The sequence below is a fragment of the Methylobacterium sp. J-070 genome (assembly GCF_022829385.1).
In the GTDB taxonomy this organism is placed as follows: domain Bacteria; phylum Pseudomonadota; class Alphaproteobacteria; order Rhizobiales; family Beijerinckiaceae; genus Methylobacterium.
In genome coordinates this window covers 1-15,958 of sequence record NZ_JAKSXX010000206.1, presented here as the reverse complement: position 1 = coordinate 15,958, position 15,958 = coordinate 1, and the positions used below count along the sequence as shown (strand labels likewise).

Sequence of the window (15,958 nt, the reverse complement as noted above, 5' to 3'; positions counted from 1 at the left end):
CGGACCGCGGGTCTTCGACGCAGAGATCTTCGTGCCGCCCTCCGCTATCCGCCCTTGTCGCTTCGCGCGCCCTCGGCCTGGACCGATCCGAGCGGATCCGTTCCGGCCGGAACCCGTCGCGTGAGCCTTCACCGATCCGAGAGCCATGCCTGAGGACGACCCGACCGACTTCCCGCCCTTCCCCGTGGGCGGCGGACGAATGGGCGCGATGATGCGCGCCCATGACTGGGCGTCCTCGCCGCTCGGGCATCCCGACGCCTGGCCGGCCTGCCTGCGCGCGACGGTGAACCTGCTGCTGGGCTCGCGCTTCCCGATGTTCGTGGCCTTCGGACCCGAACTCGGATTCCTCTACAACGATGCCTACGCCGGGATCCTCGGGGGCAAGCACCCCGCCGCCCTGGGCCGCCGCTTCCGGGACATCTGGTCCGAGATCTGGTCGGACATCGCGCCCCTCATCGAGGGGGCGCTGCGGGGCGAGGCGACCTGGTCCGAGAACATGCCGCTGACCATGAACCGGCGCGGCTACGACGAGCAGACCTGGTTCACCTTCTCGTACTCGCCCGTGCGCGACGAGGCCGGCCGGGTCGCCGGCATGTTCTGCGCCTGCACCGAGACGACGGCGCAGATCCGGGCCGAGACGGGATTGCGCGACGCGGAGGCGCGCCTCAGGGCGGTCACCGACCACCTGCCGGGGGGATACGTCTACCAGCTGGTCACCCCGCTCGACGGCTCGACCCGGCGCTTCCTCACCGTCTCGCAGGGCTTCGAGCGCATGACCGGCGTGCCGGCCGCGACCGTGCTGGCCGATCCGGCCGCGGCCTACGACCTGATCCTGCCCGAGCACCGGTCCCGCATCGCCGAGGCCGAGGCGGTCGCCATCCGGGACCTCTCCCCGTTCGACGTCGAGGTGCCGATGCGCCGCCCCGACGGCCGCCTCGTCTGGACCCGCATCATCTCCGCGCCGCGCCTCGTGGACGGCGAGGTGATCTGGGACGGGCTGCACATCGACGACAGCGCCCGCCGGCGGGCGGAGGAGCAGCTGCGCGAGAGCGAGACCCGGCTGCGGCTCGCCACCGAGGCGGCGGAGGTCGGGCTGTGGGACCTCGACGTCGCCACCGACACGCTGTTCTGGCCGGCGCGCGTGAAGGCGATGTTCGGGATCTCGGCCGACGTGCCGGTCACCATGGCCGACTACTATGCCGGTCTGCACCCGGACGACCGCGCGGCCACCGTGGCCGCCTTCGCCGCCGCGCTCGATCCGGACCGGCGCGCCCTCTACGACGTCGAGTACCGCACGGTCGGCCGGGAGGACGGGCTGATCCGCTGGGTCGCCGCCAAGGGCCGCGGCGTCTTCGAGGACGGGCGCTGCAGGCGCGTGCTCGGCACGGCCGTCGACGTGACCGCGCGCAAGCATGCCGAGCAGGCGCTGCGCGACAGCGAGGAGCAGTTCCGGGTGCTCTCGCAGGTGCTGCCGAACTTCGCCTGGGCCACCGACCCGGCCGGCAGCGCCTATTGGTACAACGAGCGCGTCTACGCCTACGCGGGAACCCGGACGGGCGAACTCGATGCGCAGGGCTGGCAGGAGATCATCCATCCCGACGACCGCGGGCGGGTGACCGAGGAATGGACCGCGGCGGTCGCCGGCCGCTCCGGCTATCAGACCGAGTACCGCCTGCGGCGGTCGGACGGGGCCTATCGCTGGTTCCTCGCCCGGGCGCAGCCCGTGCTTTCGGGCGACGGCACCGTCGTCCGCTGGGTCGGCACCAGCACGGACATCGACGACCAGAAGCGCGTCATGGCGGAGCTCGTCCGGTTCAACGAGACCCTGGAGCGCCGCGTGGCCGAGCGAACGGCCGAGCATGACCGGGTCTGGCGCAACTCGCGCGACCTGCTCGTCGTCGTCGGGGGCGACGGCGTCTTCCGCGCCGTCAACCCGGCCTGGGAAACCATCCTCGGGCACGCCCCCGCGGAGGTGGTCGGCCGTCACTTCAGCGCGTTCATCTGGCCCACCGACGGGGGCGCGACGCAGGACGCCCTCGAGCGGGCGGCGGCCGCCGACCACCTCACGGATTTCGAGAACAGCTACCGCCACAAGGACGGCACCCGGCGCTGGCTGTCCTGGCGGACCTCCGTCGAGGGCGAACTCGTCTACGCCTACGGACGCGACGTCACCGCCGAGAAGGCCCAGGCCGAGGCGCTGCGCGAGGTCGAGGAGGCGCTGCGCCAGTCGCAGAAGCTGGAGGCGGTCGGGCAACTGACCGGGGGCGTGGCGCACGACTTCAACAACCTGCTGACCATCATCCGCTCGTCGGTGGATTTCCTCCGGCGCCCGGATCTCGCCGAAGAGCGCAGGACCCGCTACCTCAACGCCGTCTCGGACACGGTCGACCGGGCGGCCAAGCTGACGGGCCAGCTCCTCGCCTTCGCGCGGCGCCAGACGCTGAAGCCCGAGACGCTCGATGTCGGCGCGCGCCTGCACCTCGTCGGGGATCTGCTCGACACGGTCACGGGCGCACGGATCAGGGTCGTGACCGACGTGCCGGACCACCCGTGCTTCGTGCGGGTCGATGCGAGCCAGTTCGAGACGGCCCTCGTCAACATGGCGGTGAACGCGCGCGACGCGATGGACGGGGCGGGGACGCTGACGCTGCGCCTGCAATGCGGGGCGCCGCTGCCGCCCATCCGGGGCCATGCCGCCGCCGCCGGCCCCTTCGCGGCGGTCTCGCTCACCGATACCGGCTCCGGCATCGCGCCGGACCTGCTGGCCCGGGTGTTCGAGCCCTTCTTCACCACCAAGGAGATCGGCAAGGGCACGGGCCTCGGTCTGAGCCAGGTGTTCGGCTTCGCCAAGCAGTCCGGCGGGGACGTGGCGGTCGAGAGCGAGCTTGGCCGGGGCACGACCTTCACGCTCTACCTGCCCGAGACCGAGGCGGCCTTCGTCGCCCCGGACGATGCCGCGGAGGCCGTCCCGGTCGATCCCGGCGGCGCCGGCCAGCGGGTCCTCGTCGTCGAGGACAACGTCGAGGTCGGGCGCTTCGCGACCCAGATCCTCGACGACCTCGGCTATCACACGACCTGGGCGACCAGCGCCGAGGAGGCGCTCGACATGCTGGGGGCCGACGGGGCCGGCTTCGACGTGGTGTTCTCGGACGTCGTCATGCCGGGCATGGGCGGGATCGAACTCGCCCGGATCCTCAAGCGGCGGCTGCCCGGCCTGCCGGTGATCCTGGCCTCGGGCTACAGCCACGTCCTGGCGCAGGAAAGCGCCAACGGCTTCGAGCTGCTGCACAAGCCCTACTCGGCCGACCAAGTCTCGGGCCTGCTGCGCAGGATCGTCGGGCGGCGGCGACCCGGCGTCTGAGCCCGCTCCGGCCGGTCGCCGCCGCGGGCCGCACCGGCCTCCCGGTTGCCGGGCGGCCTCCCCCGGCCGGCGCGGTGCGGGGGCACTCTGCGAGGGGCGCTCGAGGCCGGGCAGCGGAGCGGCCTGACGGCGGGTCGGAACGGGCCGTCAGGGAACCGATAGGTCCCGGTGATCGCTCATCAGGGCGGGCGAGTCGGTGATGTCGTCCATCACGAGCTGGTTCAGCGCACAGATGAACGAGGACAGCCGGTAGCCGTCGTGGCGCGAGAGTGCGTTGTCGAAGGCGCGGACGTTCCAGAACGGGTCGTTGGGGCGGGTGATCGGGGCGATGCCGGTCAATTGCAGGCCGTGCAGGAAGCGCGCGGCCGGGCCGGCCTCGCCGGATCGGCCGGGCGCGAGGTCGGCGCTGTCCCAGAAGTTGCCGCGCCGGTCGGCGCGCGCCCGCCGGGCCCGGCTCAGCCATTGGTCGGAGCGCGGGCAGTCGAGGGCGGCGTCGGCGAGCGTCGCGTAGGGATTGTGCCGCTCGAGGCCGGGCGCGTCGAGGCCGAGCAGCTCGTGGGTCGTGCCGAAGGGCGCGGCCGAGGGCTGGGCATCGGCGAGCACGCCGGCCGCCGGCCGCGGCGGGTCGAGGTTGCCGATGGTGTGCGAATCCTCGCGGGCGGTGTTCTGGAACGGGAAGGTCGCCGCCAGCAGCGACAGGGTGCGCAGCGGCAGCGTCAGCAACCCGGCCGCGAGGTCGACGGGCGGCGGCGGGGAGCAGCTCTCGCCGCGGGGCTGGCGGCCCTCGAACCGCGCCGCCACCCGGTCGAGGAAGCCCGCGGCCGGGCGGAAATCGAACTTGAAGGTCGGGAACAGGTCGTGCGTCGCCCAATCGTAGTCGACGCCCGTATCGAACATGCTGTCCGTCGCGGCGAGCCGGCTCCGGATCTTCCGGCGGGCGGCGGCGAAGGCGTCGTCGACGTCGAGGCCTATCCACGCGCAATCCCCGGGCCGCAGACCGCCCGCCGGGAAGGCCAGGGCCGCGGTCACCGACATCAGGACCGGCCGCTGGTCGGCCGGAAAGTAGCCGTCGTCGCGCGCGACCTCGGCGGCCGACGTGTGCGCGTCGGCGTGGTCGGCCAGCCTCATCCAGACCTCGCGCTGGATCGCGGTCCACTTGCTCGCCTCGGAGGCGGGATTGATCAGGACCACGAGATTGCCGAGGACCGGCGGCAGCGTGTCTCCGAACCGGTGGCGGCGCACCGCCTTGACCACGTCGTCCTTGAGCCCGCTCGCCAGCATGTTGCCGCCGAGGCTGTGCCCGGCGACGATCAGCTTGTTGTGCGCCCCCGGCGCGCTGAGCGTCGTCTCGAGGGTGCGGAGGGCCGAGATCGCCGCGGGCGCGATCGCCTCGCTCACCGGCTTCCGGTCGAACAGGGTGGCGCCGGCCGACAGGTTTCCGAAGAAGCCGCCGATCGCGTTGCCGAACCAGAGCCGCAGCCCGCGCTCGTCGACCCGCGCCCCGCGCCAGCCGACATAGATCGCCGTGACGTCCATGTCGCAGACACTCGGGTCGCTCGGGCAGCGCTGCGCGAGAAAGCGGGCCGCGTGGGCCGCGTAGAGGCGCAGGTCCGCCACGTTGCCGTCGCCGATCCGCGCGTCGTGCCGCCAGCCGTGGACGAACGCGATCACGTAGTGCGACCCGGTCGAGAGATGCTTCTTCAGCGCGTCGAGCTGGGTGATGACGGGCTTGACCATCGTGGCGGGCATGCCCTTGGCCCGCATCTCGCTGTCCATGGCGTGGCGAAGCATCGCGCTGTCGATGGCGGTGTCGCTCGCCCCCTCGCGGGAGACCAGCGCGTAGGGTTCGCCATCCTCCTGGAACTCGATGAAGCCGAGGTGGTAGGCGAGATCCCGGCCACCGGGCTCGCGAGCCGGGACGCGATGGCGCTGCAGGGCGCAGCGCAGCCGCGTCGCCCAGCGCGCATCCGTGGCGATCGCCGCATCCTCGTCGTTGCTGGCATCGACCCAGCCGTCGCCGTCGACCGGCATCGCCGTCCGCAGGGTCTCGCGCCCGGTATCGGCCAGGATCGTCCAGCCCTTCGCGAGGCCGTCGCGGCATTCGCCCAGCGCCGGGTCGAGGTTGCGATAGGCGTGCGCCTTGTCGGTCGAGAGCACGACGTAGTTCAGGAACAGGATGCCGAGGGCCGCGAGGACGAGCCCTGCCGCGATCCGGGCGGTGGCCCGCGCCAGCCGCGCGAGCCCGCCGACGAGCCCGATCGCCGCGCGACGGCCGGCGCTTCGCCGCAGGCCGCGCGCCGCGACCCCTCCAGCGCTCATCGCGCCGGCGTCCCGGTCGGCGTCGCCGCAGGCCGCCGCATCGGTCGGATCGCACACGGCGCCATCGAGAGCCCTCCCCGCCCTGCCGGCTTTTCGTTCGCCTCGGGCACGCCGTTACAGTCCAAGCCGCGACGGGCAGACGCCGCGGGCCCGGTGACCGCCGGCGCCCCGGCTACGATGGCCCGCCGATCGAACCCGGAAGCGGTTCGTCATGATGCGCGCTTGGCGGCCGGCTGTCGCCCGCCTGGCCGGCACGGGCCCGGCCCCCGCGTCCAGATCCAGGCCGGCGCCGGACTGATCGACACGCCCGACGATGTCGCCGTCGTCCTCCACGCGAGAGCCCGATCCGGTCGCGCATCTCCGGCAGACCGCGTCGCGATCGCCCGCGAAAACGCGTTCTGGAAGCATCGAGGCCGTTACGCGGACGGAGAAGCGCCGCACGGCGGTCGCCCCTGTGATACGGTGGGGCGAGGGCGTCCGAGCCGGGACGGCTGACCGGCCAGGTCGCATCCTGCGCGAAGCCGCGCGGTGATCGAAACTCAGGGGGAGCGAAGCGTCGATGCCACCCGGCAGACGCCAATCATCCGGCCCAGGCTGATCCGGAGACCGCCCGCGACATTCATCGCGGAAACGGCAGGGGACCTGGGGGATGCGGTAGAGGAAGGCTGCGACCGATGCCGATTGAGCTGCCGCCACGGAATGTCCCGCCCGCGCCTTCGATTGCGTCGGCGCTCCGCCTTCTGCGCCGCATCAAGGAACGGATCCGCCACCTCAAGTTGAGGTGGCGGCTCTATCGGCGGTAGCCAACCGCCGCCTCGACGTGGAGCGCCGAAGACGCGGCGCCGTCAGGCCGACCGGGATCCGGAGCCCGCCCGGGACGCTACTTCAAGGACGATGTCGTGGACTCGAATGAATACCGACCGGTCTTGGTGCCGGAGACCTGCGCTATGCCGTCTGTCATCGCGCTGAGGCGGGTATTGGTGAGTTCGACATCGCCCGAGATGCCCGCGAATTTCCCGGTGCCTCCCGTCCACTCGCCCTTCCCGCGAATATTGGGGCCCTGCGGCTGCACCGCGTAATCATACGTCTCGAATATTTGATCGCCCCCCGCATCCGCGTAGACGCACCGGCCATGGCTCTCCACCGTCTTGGCGTCGTTGTCCAAGGTGGCCATGCCGACGCAGCGGCCTGGCAAGTTGTTGAGAAAACCGCTGCCGGCCGCATTTACAGCCGTCATCGTAAAATGGCTGACCGCCAACATCCGGCCGCCGCCGATCGGTATAGGCTTGATCGGTGCCATGTTGACGCCCGTATAAATCACCTTGTAGTCTCCAGATCTCGGCATGTCCTCTGCAAGAACCGGTGAAATACCGACACATACGAATGCGGTGGCGTACAAAGCGTGCGATAACCGTGCGCGCATGGCGACTCTCCCTTCCGATTCTTTTTTAACAACATTCAATATTTCATAACCGATTAATCACGGCAAGAGACCTCGTGAGAAGCCAAAGAATACAGATTTCGGCTCCGTTTGCGGCCCGGTTTCGTCTGGCGGGATGCCCGCGCGGCCACCCGATATCTGCCCTGGTCATCGCCTTGCGGCTCGGCCGGCTGCAGGTCTGGGCAGACCGACCCGGGCATGCATGGCGACTGTCGCGGTAGAGCCGGACCCAATCTTGTTGCAGCAGTCCGGCAAACCGACACGGCCGGTCCATTCGTGGCGCGACAGGCCCCCACTCCCATGCGGGAGAGGGTTGGGGTGCGGGAAGCGCGGGATCCGAAACGAGCACGCCGACGCCGCGTGGTCATGGCCGGTCCCTCACCCGGCTCTCTGCGCGAGCAGACCTCTCCCGCCCGGGGCCGGCGCCCGCCTCGGCATGGGCGCAGCCGACGATCCCGTTGCAACGCAATCGGGTGCGGCCCCAAGCGGTCCGTAAAAAGCCCGCTCCGGAAGACCGGTCGGGCTGAAGGTGGTTCGGCCCTGGAGGGTTGGACCCGCGATCGTAGCCGCTCGAGGCCGGCTGTCGCCTCACAGGGGCGTGAAGCGGCCCGGCCGATCCCGTCCGGTCCGCCGGGGCCCGGAGGCGCCGCTGTCCCGAGGCTCAGGTCAGTGCGGCCGCGATCGATGCCGCTCGTAGACCTTGAACATCAACAGGGCGCTGAGCGCGGCGGCGTTGATGCACAACGCCCAGCCATAGCTCGTCAGGTGATGTGTGCCGATCGGGTTCCCGACGGTGCCTGCGCCGACGAGCGAGCCGAACAGGGCAAGCACTGTGAAGAGGCATGCAAATGCAAGCATAACCACCTCCCATACGCGGATCGAGACCGGCCTCTGCTGATGTGAGTCGTCGACGATCCGCGGTCATTCTAGGCACCGCCGACACGGACTTGCAATGGGGATTCGCTTTACCGCGAACCGTCCCGTGAAGGAGGCGTCGAAGGCGCGATGATCGCCAGGACGCTCGGGCATGGTCCGCCGAAGTGGGGGCCGGTCCGGCGTCGGGGAACGCAGCGCCGTTGATGATCGCGCGCGGCCTTTATCAACCGGAGATTGCGGGGACCCCGCGCTCGCGATCCTCCGCGAGGGCGCCCCGCGCGATTCGGCCGATCACGGCCTCACGCTGCGCCTGGCGGATCACGATGCGCGCCGCAGCACGGGCGTTCGCCGCGCGCAGCTCCGCCTTCGGACCTCCGGTGCGAAGGGCCCGCCAAGCCATCGCCCGGAACCACCGGACATTGGCGAGGGCGACGGCGCGCCGATGCAGGCGGCCGCTGGCGTCGGCCGAAGGGGGCTGGAGGAAAACAGACATCCGTCACATCCGCGGCGGACGACCTACGCTTTCCGCCTAACGCACAGCTCGGTCTACCGTTTGGCTCCGAATGCGGACGTATGGCATCGCACATCTGGATGACGGCGCCATCCTCGGACGGAGCCGCGGGCGGCACCGCGGAGGATGGCGGCGAACCGGGAGTTGCAGCCCCCGCGCTGACGGCCTACCAGCCGGCCGGGAAATGAATCAGGCTCCGGACCACCAACCTGCTGGCGTATCCAGTCGAGGGATGAGCAAGCGCGCATCCCTGGCCTCGGCGCGCCGGCACTGGTTCTACGACAGCAGGATCATGGTCGGCGCGTTCTGCCTGTTGTCGGTCGTCGCCATTTTCTGGCAGGTGAGCCGCTTCGAGGGTTTCCAGCCGATCTTTACCTGCGCGTCCGCGAAGGACATCGATCGCTGGCTTCTCACGTCGGGGATGGCGGCTTGCATGGACAAGGCGCAGTCGTCCGAAGCCCAGGCCCGCTGCATGCGCACGGTCTACGTCCTGGCCTGCATGAAGGAGCGGTGGCGCTAGGTCGCGAACCCATCCCGCCCGACATCCGCCGCGCGCTGTTGTGGCCCGGCGCGCACCCCGCTACACGCGCCGGCTCGGTGGTGGTGCGGGAATTCAATGAGCGATGTCGTGGCCGCTCTCCTTCTGGCCCTGGCGGCCGAGAATGCGGAGCTGCGCGAGCAACTCGCGTCTGCCCAGGATATGCTGGTCGAGACCGCGATCGATGCCGGGAACATGCACGCCCTCGTCGAGGCCATGCGGACCGAGCGGGATGCGTGGCGGGCCGAAGCGGAGCGCGTGCACGGGCGCGTGGCGCGAACGGTCTGACGTCGCGAAACCGGCGCCCGCGACGGCCCCGCCCGGTCCCGCCCGACGCCCGGCTGCGCCGGGATCGGGGAGACGGGGAACGGAACCCGACGGGGCGCCGGCGCGCGGCCCTGGCGCTACCCGGCCTCGGCCGGCTGTTCGGCATTCGACGCGACCGTGAAGCCCTCGCGATCGAACACGGTGTAGAGGACGCGGGCCGGATCGAGCCCGAGGCCTTCGATGTGCGTGACCGCCGCTTCGTGTGCCTCGGCCACCGTGCCGAACGGCTCGGGCAGCTGGTACATCCGCGCCGCCTGCGCCTCGTTGTCGACCACCGCGGGAGGTATCGTGATCTCGACCGTATAGGGCATGGTACCCGCCTATCCGCGCCTAGTGGAACACGCCGAAAAACCACAGCAACAGGATGATCGGCAGCGGGATCCCGAGCAACCAGAGCAATCCACCACGCAACATCTCCGCCTCCGCTCTGTCGACTATTGCACACACCGCGTGGGCAATACGCCGCAGGAACGCGCGAAAGCGCAAAAGCGATGCGTGGTTTCGGCGTGGGTTTGGACGGGACCTGGAAATTCATTCCTGGCCGGAACCTGAACGATTCGGATCACAGCTACGTTGGGGTGAGGACTGATCGATCGGATCCGTCTGGAGGAACGCCCATGTCGAGAAAGACACTCATCCTAGCGGCCGCGCTGACGCTCGCGGTCTCAGGTGCCGCCACGGCTCAGACGGCAGCCGGCGGCGGCAGCGCCGGAGGCAACATGAACAATCCCGGCAGCGTGAAGAGCCCGTCCGAGAAGTCGATGGAATCGCGCTCCGGCACGATGACCACGGGCACGACGGGCACGGGCACGGGGCCGGGCACGACCGGCGGGCCGCCCGTCAGCACGCCCGGCGCGCCGGCCGGCAGCGGCACGGGCAACGGTGCGACGGGCAGCGGTGCGGCTCCGAGCGGCAAGTAACGTCCGGCAAGTAACGTCCGGCAAATGACGTCCGGCTGCCCCGCGGGCTGGATCCGCGGGGCAATCCCAAAGCTTCGCCGGGCGGTCGACGGTCTCGTGGCCGCCCCGTCCCGAGAACCGCGTGCGGCGACGGGGCTCGCCTCAGGGCCACCCGCATCGGCCAGGTCCGCCCGCACGCGACCGGGTCAGCGCGCCGGCGGCGCCTCGGCCACGCGTCCTGTCGGCACGGCTGGTCGGAAGGCCAGGTATCCCCGGCGTTCGCCCCGTTCTGTGTGGGCCCCCTCGGTCGTTTCCCGACGGCGCAAGGATTCGCTAACCGACGGCCGCCACCCTGGGGGTATGTCCAAGCGAACGCTTCGAAACCTGAGAGGCGCGCTCTGGGTCGCCGCCCTCGCGCTCAGCTGCTTCTCAGCCATGATGCTGGCGGAGGCCAACCGCCCCGCCGAACAGGCCCGCGCGCATCTGCCGTCCGCAGACCCTGCGACGACCGGCGCCCTCGATCGGGCTCCGATCCGGTGGTGCGGCGCCGCCCCCTGGTGCCGCTGACCGGCGCGTCCAACGCCCGCCGGCCCGGAGGGCGTCCTCCGGCTCGCCGAACGCCCGCGCGGTCGCTCCAGGCAGGCCGGCGCGCATGGCCGCGGGGCACGGCGTCCACCCCCTGCAGGGCTCAGGACGCCCGAGAAACGTGCGCTCGGCGTGGACCAGTTCGGTGGGTCAGGGTCAGACCATCGCCCCTTTGGCATCCACGCCCGCCCGTCGGTCGAGGGGGAGATGGCGTCGGGGCGAGCGTGGAGGTCGAGAGGAGACCCGACGCTGGGAACAAGCAAGAAGCATGCACCCACGCCCGCCTTTGTCGCTGAGGGGCAAACGGTAAGCGGGCGCGGGTGGTCGGCGAAAGCCGGCATCCGGAAAATACTACCGACCGGCCAGTAGGTTCAACTGTTGGTTAAAATCCTAACCACGTCTGCCCGCTGTTGCGCAAAAAAGCATCCACGCTCGCGCCGGCAGCTTGAGGGGCACACCAGGAAGCGAGCGTGGAGGTCAGCGCAAGGCCGACACCTAATATTGTATTCAGTCTAAAATGCCGCCGGCTATTAAATTTCGTGTCATCTGACTGGGGCCAAACGCACGATCCACCCCTCACGAACGCCGCTCGCGCATCCGGTGCGCGCGGATCGTCCGTTTTATCGTCGGTTGAGCCTGTATGAAAACCGCTAACTCTTTGGCAGATAACGGTTTCGCCGGCTTGATGGCGGAGGGAGCGTCCGCCAACGTCCTCCTGATTACTGTTATATGTCATGTGTTTAGCTTCGTATGTGTAGCGCCTACCCACGTCGGTATCCATGATGGCTTCGCGAACCTTCGCGAACTACCCCCTCCCCTCGCCCGCACCGGATGCGCGAGCGGCGTTCGTGAGGGTGGAAACCAATCGGTAATGTCGGCTGATTAGGACCCGCCCCGTTGGCGGGTTGACACGATCCCGTTGACCTTCCGCGCCCGCCTACCGCTCACCCCTCAGCGACAAAGGCGGGCGTGGTTGCCTCCATTATTTTCGTCGAACCAAATGCGCAGGCGGCGATCGCGAGTGCGGCCATTAGGGGATCACATTAAGCTCTGTTAGTTTGAGTGGTCGGGGGCGGGACAGGCCCTCGACCTCCACGCCCGCGGCCTAATGGCCCCTCAAATCCTTGGACAGCGGGCGTGGATGCTAAGGGGTTGCGTTCCACCACCCCCTTACCGGCACAGCACCGGCATCGGCGGCATCGCCGGCACTCCGCTGACTGTCCGCGGGATCGGGCCTCGACCGATTGCAATCAGCGTTCGCAGGCTGCGCGTGGCGTAGTAGTTCGCCCGGCGCATGTCGTGGGTGGCCCGGCGGGCCCGCCGCGTGTGCCACCACGCCACCGCGACGATGAAGGGGCTGATCAGGCGCATGCCGCATCCTCGTTCGGCCGATAGACGAACACCCTGTAGTCTGGGGGCAACGCCATGCCCGTCACCGACAACACCGCCTGAACGAGCGCGATCAGCATGCTCTCATCCGCGTCGAGGCTGTCTGCGCTGTAGGCTTGCTCCTCCGACAGCGCGATAGACAGGGCGAGCGCGCCGAGCCCGGTGAGTGTGGTGGGCGGCGCCATGGTGCAGGCTTCGTTGGCGAAGTGCATCACATCGCTGTGGGCTTCTGAGGCGGCGATGCAGGCGGGCGAGAAGCTCGGCATGCTCCACCCCCATTCGGTTGCCCGATGATGGCGGTAGAGCGCCCGGGCTTCGGCTTCACGGGCGGCATGCGGATCGGAGGCCATCGCCGGCACGGACGCGAGCGGGGCAGCGAGGATGGCACCGAGCGCGGCGCGGCGGGTGGAAGCGGTCATGGCTCGCACTTCGTGTCCGCGTAAAAGCGCTTGTGGAGGTCGAGCACCTGCGTCTGCTGTTCGCCAATCAGGAATTGCAGCGCGTCAATCTGCTCCTGAAGCAGGACGATCGTGACGTTGTCGCCGAACTTTGGCGCGAACCGAGACTCCTTCAGCGTTTGCGAGAGGAACGTCTCAATCACGTGCCCTCGTAAGCGGAGGTCGCAGACCACGTCTTCGAGGTCGACGTAGCGCTTGCCCAATTCCTCGTGCCAAGCTGCGATCTCGGCACTGGTGCGGACTCGCCCACTCATAGGCAGCCCCCGTAGCCGCGGAAGCCCTGCTCGCCGAGGGCGTCTTAGTCGCCGAGGCCGTTGTCGTCGGTATTGCCCTCGGCGTCGTGACCATTCTCCAGGTCCGTATCGCCGTCCCAGGCGTCGAGAAGGTCAATCGGGCCCTCTACCAGGGTCTCGACCTCGGTGCGGGACAGGGCGCGGATGCCGTGGGTGAACTGTGCGGCATAACCTGAGAGAGGCACAGGTTTGGTAATGCCGGAAATCTCGGCATTAACCTCAGCCGCCCGCATGGCGCGGATGGCCTGTGTGACCGGTCCTACCTGTGCTGAAGGCAAGCGCGGGCGTTCACCGCCGCCGAGGGGCGGTGTAGGGTGGTGGATAGCCATGAACTGCATCCTGGTGCGGTTGGTGGTTAGAGCCGGTGCGGGAGCTGCTACCTTCCCGCCGGCTCGCTATTGTGCTATCACGGTTCGTATGTGGATGCAAGAAACCTTGCTAGCAAAGAAACGCCGCGGTCCGGCCCCAACGGGCAAGGGCACACAGATCGTCGTCCGCATGCACGCCGATCAGCTCAACCCACTAGATGCGTGGATTGAGGCTCAGCCGGAGCCGCAGCCGTCGCGGCCGGAAGCCATTCGCCGCCTCGTCGAGGAAGCCCTGAAGGCGAAGCGGTCCTGACGGAGTCGTCCGGCTATGACGCCTGAGATGGAGCGGCTCTGCCAAGCCGCAGAAGAGGCATTCGAGACGGTGTTCCACGGCGATGCCGAGATTACGCCGGGCGGCGCCGAGACCATCGTGCGTGCCATTCTGATGCGATTACGGCAGACCAGCGAGAGCATGCGGAAAACTGGCGCTGGGGCTGTAGCGGATCACTTCGCTCTTGGGCAAGCACCGGAAGAGGCCGAGGGCATCGCGCGAGACGTCATTGTCGGCGTGATCGACCAAGTCCTCGCATAGTCTGCTGATCCCCAAGCTCCCGTGATCTCGCGATAGGCTCACCCCATTCCCCGCCTCGTGGAAGAGGCGCTGAAGGCGGGGTTGTCCCGAAAAATCTACGGCGCACTCGGTGTTGTCGTAGTTCCGAGCGCAGTCGTGCCAATGGTATCACTGCTGGCGGCCGGCTGACCTTGGTCATTTAAGGTAGCTGAGCGGACTTGCTCTGCAACGAGGCGTGCCACGATGGCGTGCAGCGGCGCTAGATCTGGAATTCCAGACTGCGCATGGCTTTCGTGGGCAACCTGCAAAGCATCGCAATAATCTTGTCTTTCTCTCCGAATTCACTCTGGCAGTATCGGGTCTCCCGCCGGCCAGCCGCCGGCCTTGAGACAAAGAACAAAATAGCACACGGCCCGTGCAGTGCGACCATTTCCGTTAATAAGTGGATGTATATTTTTTAGGCGCCAAAGGACATGGGTTGCAAGCACAACATCATCTGTGCTCTCCCATGCTCGATTTACCTCATTGACAAAATCGTCCATCGGCGCCGTCACTCGGTAGTGCTCCGGCGGGAGATGATTGCTAACTCTAACAGCGCAAGGCCGATACGCCCCGGCATCGTAGTGCAAGCAAGCAATAGCCTGGAAGTTCAGGGCCTTGATTATGTGTTGCGAGAAAAAGGGTCGCCCGATGTTGAGCGGCGCCGTCACGATAGAGCGTAGGAAGTCGTATTGCCGACTTCCGTTCTCAGCCTCAAGGACTTGATAGACAGGGTGATTTTCGTTGCGTCCCGTCAGCTCGTATATGATCACTGTTGGGAAACTTTATCCGCGCGCCGCACCTTTTTGCCGGTTCAAAACCTCGCGCACGTCCTCACGTGTCATATCGCTTCCCATCGGGAGCGCGCCCATGACAAATGAGAGACACTGGCGCTCAACCTGTTCGGTGGGCGGGGAGCGTGTAGCCGACTGCTTGAGGGCGGCGAGTAGAGCCTTGTCCGTCTTCAGTTCGGTCATCACAGCGCTCCTCCATAGGCGGCTAGGATCGGTGACTCACGGTAGCGCGGGCAGGTATGCCCTCTTTGAGAGATGGTGTCATGTAGCGATAGGTGGGGGGACGTGCGTGGAGAACACACCGGTTCCGCCCTGTCAGGGGTTCTCCCGTCAATTCTGCGATCAGGTCCTGCACCTCATCACGCCTGCCCGCTGTTGGCTGCCATCGCGTAGGCCCGGCCGCGCAGGGACTGCTTCAGGTCGGCCATCAGCCCGGCAGCGTCTGGCGCCCATGAAGAAGCCCGCCAGGGCGAACCGGGCGGGCTCTCTACGTTCGGAACCAATCAGCGGGCTGCGGTGCGCTGCATGCAAGTCACGTAGTCCTGAGCGCCGCGTGAGGCTACTCCTGGACGATCAGACCGCATCATCGTCAGTTCGGCGTCGCAGGCATGCTTAGCAGCGGCCGGACCAGAGTCGCCAACAATATGGTTCTTGGCTGCGCACTCGGCGTAGGCGCTGTGACCGATCATGGCCGTGTGCGGTCTATCCGAACGCATCATCGTCAGTTCAGCTTCACACGCGTGCTTGTCTGCCGCTTTCACCTCGTTCAGCGAGATCTTGTTCTTGGCTGCACACTCGGCATAGGCGATGTGGCCAGCCGAGGACAGGTTTGGCCGATCAGAACGCATCATGGTCAATTCACTGTCGCACGGACCAGCGATTGACGCAGCAGTGGACAATATAAATGCTGCACCTGCGAGCATGACGCCGACTGTGGGTTTCATGTTTCCCTCCCATTATAATTTTCGCTGTCACAACCGAGCGGCTTTTGGGGGGTCTAACAAGCCGATAGCCGTGTCTGTACGAGAGTGCGGCTGAGATTTGTAAGGTGACCCTCAGAGCACTCACGCCTGCCCGGTGTTCGACGACATCGCGTAGGCCCGACCCTTTGACCTGACCGGTATTTTGGACCGAGCCGATTGAGAGGCTACTGCATGGTGGCGGCGATGGGTAGCCGGAAGGCCAGATCCGGGTAGCTGACAGGCGCGGGCGGCCGATAGCCCAGGGACGAATGCGGCCGGACGCGGTT

The 15,958-nt window shown here is 68.0% G+C and carries 18 protein-coding genes; 6 read left to right on the top strand and 12 right to left on the bottom strand.

Features of this window, described 5'->3' with window-relative positions:
- Window positions 1-145: 145 nt before the first annotated feature.
- Window positions 146-3,361: a PAS domain-containing protein gene (locus MKL01_RS22070; RefSeq protein WP_243907329.1), complete on the top strand. Its 3,216-nt coding sequence runs from the start codon at window positions 146-148 to the stop codon at window positions 3,359-3,361.
- Between the two features lie 147 nt (window positions 3,362-3,508).
- On the opposite strand, the gene MKL01_RS22065 is transcribed toward MKL01_RS22070, so the two are convergent.
- From MKL01_RS22065 to MKL01_RS22050, 4 genes are all read right to left on the bottom strand, one after another.
- Entirely contained in the window at window positions 3,509-5,737 is a 2,229-nt protein-coding gene (locus MKL01_RS22065; protein ID WP_243907328.1) for a hypothetical protein, read from the bottom strand.
- Window positions 5,738-6,560: 823 nt separating this feature from the next.
- On the bottom strand, window positions 6,561-7,103 hold the full coding sequence (locus tag MKL01_RS22060) for a hypothetical protein (protein WP_243907327.1): 543 nt from the start codon (window positions 7,101-7,103) through the stop codon (window positions 6,561-6,563).
- Window positions 7,104-7,787: 684 nt separating this feature from the next.
- The gene (locus tag MKL01_RS22055) at window positions 7,788-7,979 is read right to left on the bottom strand and encodes a hypothetical protein (RefSeq protein WP_243907326.1); all 192 of its coding nucleotides are present in this window, start codon (window positions 7,977-7,979) and stop codon (window positions 7,788-7,790) included.
- Window positions 7,980-8,220: 241 nt separating this feature from the next.
- Window positions 8,221-8,490, bottom strand: a complete 270-nt coding sequence (locus MKL01_RS22050; protein WP_243907325.1) for a hypothetical protein — start codon at window positions 8,488-8,490, stop codon at window positions 8,221-8,223.
- 250 nt (window positions 8,491-8,740) lie between these two features.
- Between MKL01_RS22050 and MKL01_RS22045 the strand changes: the two genes are divergently transcribed.
- On the top strand, window positions 8,741-9,028 hold the full coding sequence (locus MKL01_RS22045) for a hypothetical protein (RefSeq protein WP_243907324.1): 288 nt from the start codon (window positions 8,741-8,743) through the stop codon (window positions 9,026-9,028).
- A gap of 96 nt (window positions 9,029-9,124) precedes the next feature.
- Entirely contained in the window at window positions 9,125-9,334 is a 210-nt protein-coding gene (locus MKL01_RS22040; RefSeq protein WP_243907323.1) for a hypothetical protein, read from the top strand.
- A 116-nt stretch (window positions 9,335-9,450) separates the two neighbouring features.
- On the opposite strand, the gene MKL01_RS22035 is transcribed toward MKL01_RS22040, so the two are convergent.
- A complete protein-coding gene (locus MKL01_RS22035) occupies window positions 9,451-9,684 on the bottom strand; it encodes a hypothetical protein (protein WP_243907322.1) in 234 nt (77 codons plus the stop codon).
- Between the two features lie 306 nt (window positions 9,685-9,990).
- On the opposite strand from MKL01_RS22035, the gene MKL01_RS22030 reads away from it, so the two are divergent.
- Window positions 9,991-10,293, top strand: a complete 303-nt coding sequence (locus MKL01_RS22030) for a hypothetical protein (RefSeq protein ID WP_243907321.1) — start codon at window positions 9,991-9,993, stop codon at window positions 10,291-10,293.
- 1,734 nt (window positions 10,294-12,027) lie between these two features.
- On the opposite strand, the gene MKL01_RS22025 is transcribed toward MKL01_RS22030, so the two are convergent.
- From MKL01_RS22025 to MKL01_RS22010, 4 genes are all read right to left on the bottom strand, one after another.
- Complete coding sequence (locus MKL01_RS22025) at window positions 12,028-12,228, bottom strand: hypothetical protein (protein WP_243907320.1); 201 nt, start codon at window positions 12,226-12,228, stop codon at window positions 12,028-12,030.
- Window positions 12,219-12,665 (bottom strand): hypothetical protein, encoded by a 447-nt coding sequence (locus MKL01_RS22020; protein WP_243907319.1) that lies wholly within the window; start codon window positions 12,663-12,665, stop codon window positions 12,219-12,221. Before MKL01_RS22020 ends, MKL01_RS22025 begins: the two co-directional genes overlap by 10 nt.
- Window positions 12,662-12,907 carry a hypothetical protein gene (locus MKL01_RS22015; protein ID WP_243907318.1) on the bottom strand — a complete coding sequence of 82 codons (246 nt, stop codon included), beginning with the start codon at window positions 12,905-12,907 and terminating at the stop codon, window positions 12,662-12,664. Before MKL01_RS22015 ends, MKL01_RS22020 begins: the two co-directional genes overlap by 4 nt.
- A 95-nt stretch (window positions 12,908-13,002) precedes the next feature.
- Window positions 13,003-13,326 carry a hypothetical protein gene (locus MKL01_RS22010; RefSeq protein WP_243907317.1) on the bottom strand — a complete coding sequence of 108 codons (324 nt, stop codon included), beginning with the start codon at window positions 13,324-13,326 and terminating at the stop codon, window positions 13,003-13,005.
- Here MKL01_RS22010 and MKL01_RS22005 point away from each other — a divergent pair.
- Together MKL01_RS22005 and MKL01_RS22000 are read left to right on the top strand one after the other, a co-directional pair.
- Window positions 13,325-13,618: a hypothetical protein gene (locus tag MKL01_RS22005; RefSeq protein WP_243907316.1), complete on the top strand. Its 294-nt coding sequence runs from the start codon at window positions 13,325-13,327 to the stop codon at window positions 13,616-13,618. The two genes, MKL01_RS22010 and MKL01_RS22005, sit on opposite strands and share 2 nt — an antisense overlap.
- A gap of 15 nt (window positions 13,619-13,633) precedes the next feature.
- Entirely contained in the window at window positions 13,634-13,897 is a 264-nt protein-coding gene (locus tag MKL01_RS22000; protein WP_243907315.1) for a hypothetical protein, read from the top strand.
- A 320-nt stretch (window positions 13,898-14,217) separates the two neighbouring features.
- On the opposite strand, the gene MKL01_RS36260 is transcribed toward MKL01_RS22000, so the two are convergent.
- The 3 genes from MKL01_RS36260 to MKL01_RS21990 form a co-directional block, all read right to left on the bottom strand.
- Window positions 14,218-14,586 carry a Fic family protein gene (locus MKL01_RS36260; RefSeq protein ID WP_409566306.1) on the bottom strand — a complete coding sequence of 123 codons (369 nt, stop codon included), beginning with the start codon at window positions 14,584-14,586 and terminating at the stop codon, window positions 14,218-14,220.
- 114 nt (window positions 14,587-14,700) lie between these two features.
- Window positions 14,701-14,892: a hypothetical protein gene (locus MKL01_RS21995; RefSeq protein ID WP_243907314.1), complete on the bottom strand. Its 192-nt coding sequence runs from the start codon at window positions 14,890-14,892 to the stop codon at window positions 14,701-14,703.
- Between the two features lie 320 nt (window positions 14,893-15,212).
- On the bottom strand, window positions 15,213-15,653 hold the full coding sequence (locus MKL01_RS21990) for a hypothetical protein (RefSeq protein ID WP_243907313.1): 441 nt from the start codon (window positions 15,651-15,653) through the stop codon (window positions 15,213-15,215).
- Window positions 15,654-15,958: the final 305 nt, after the last annotated feature.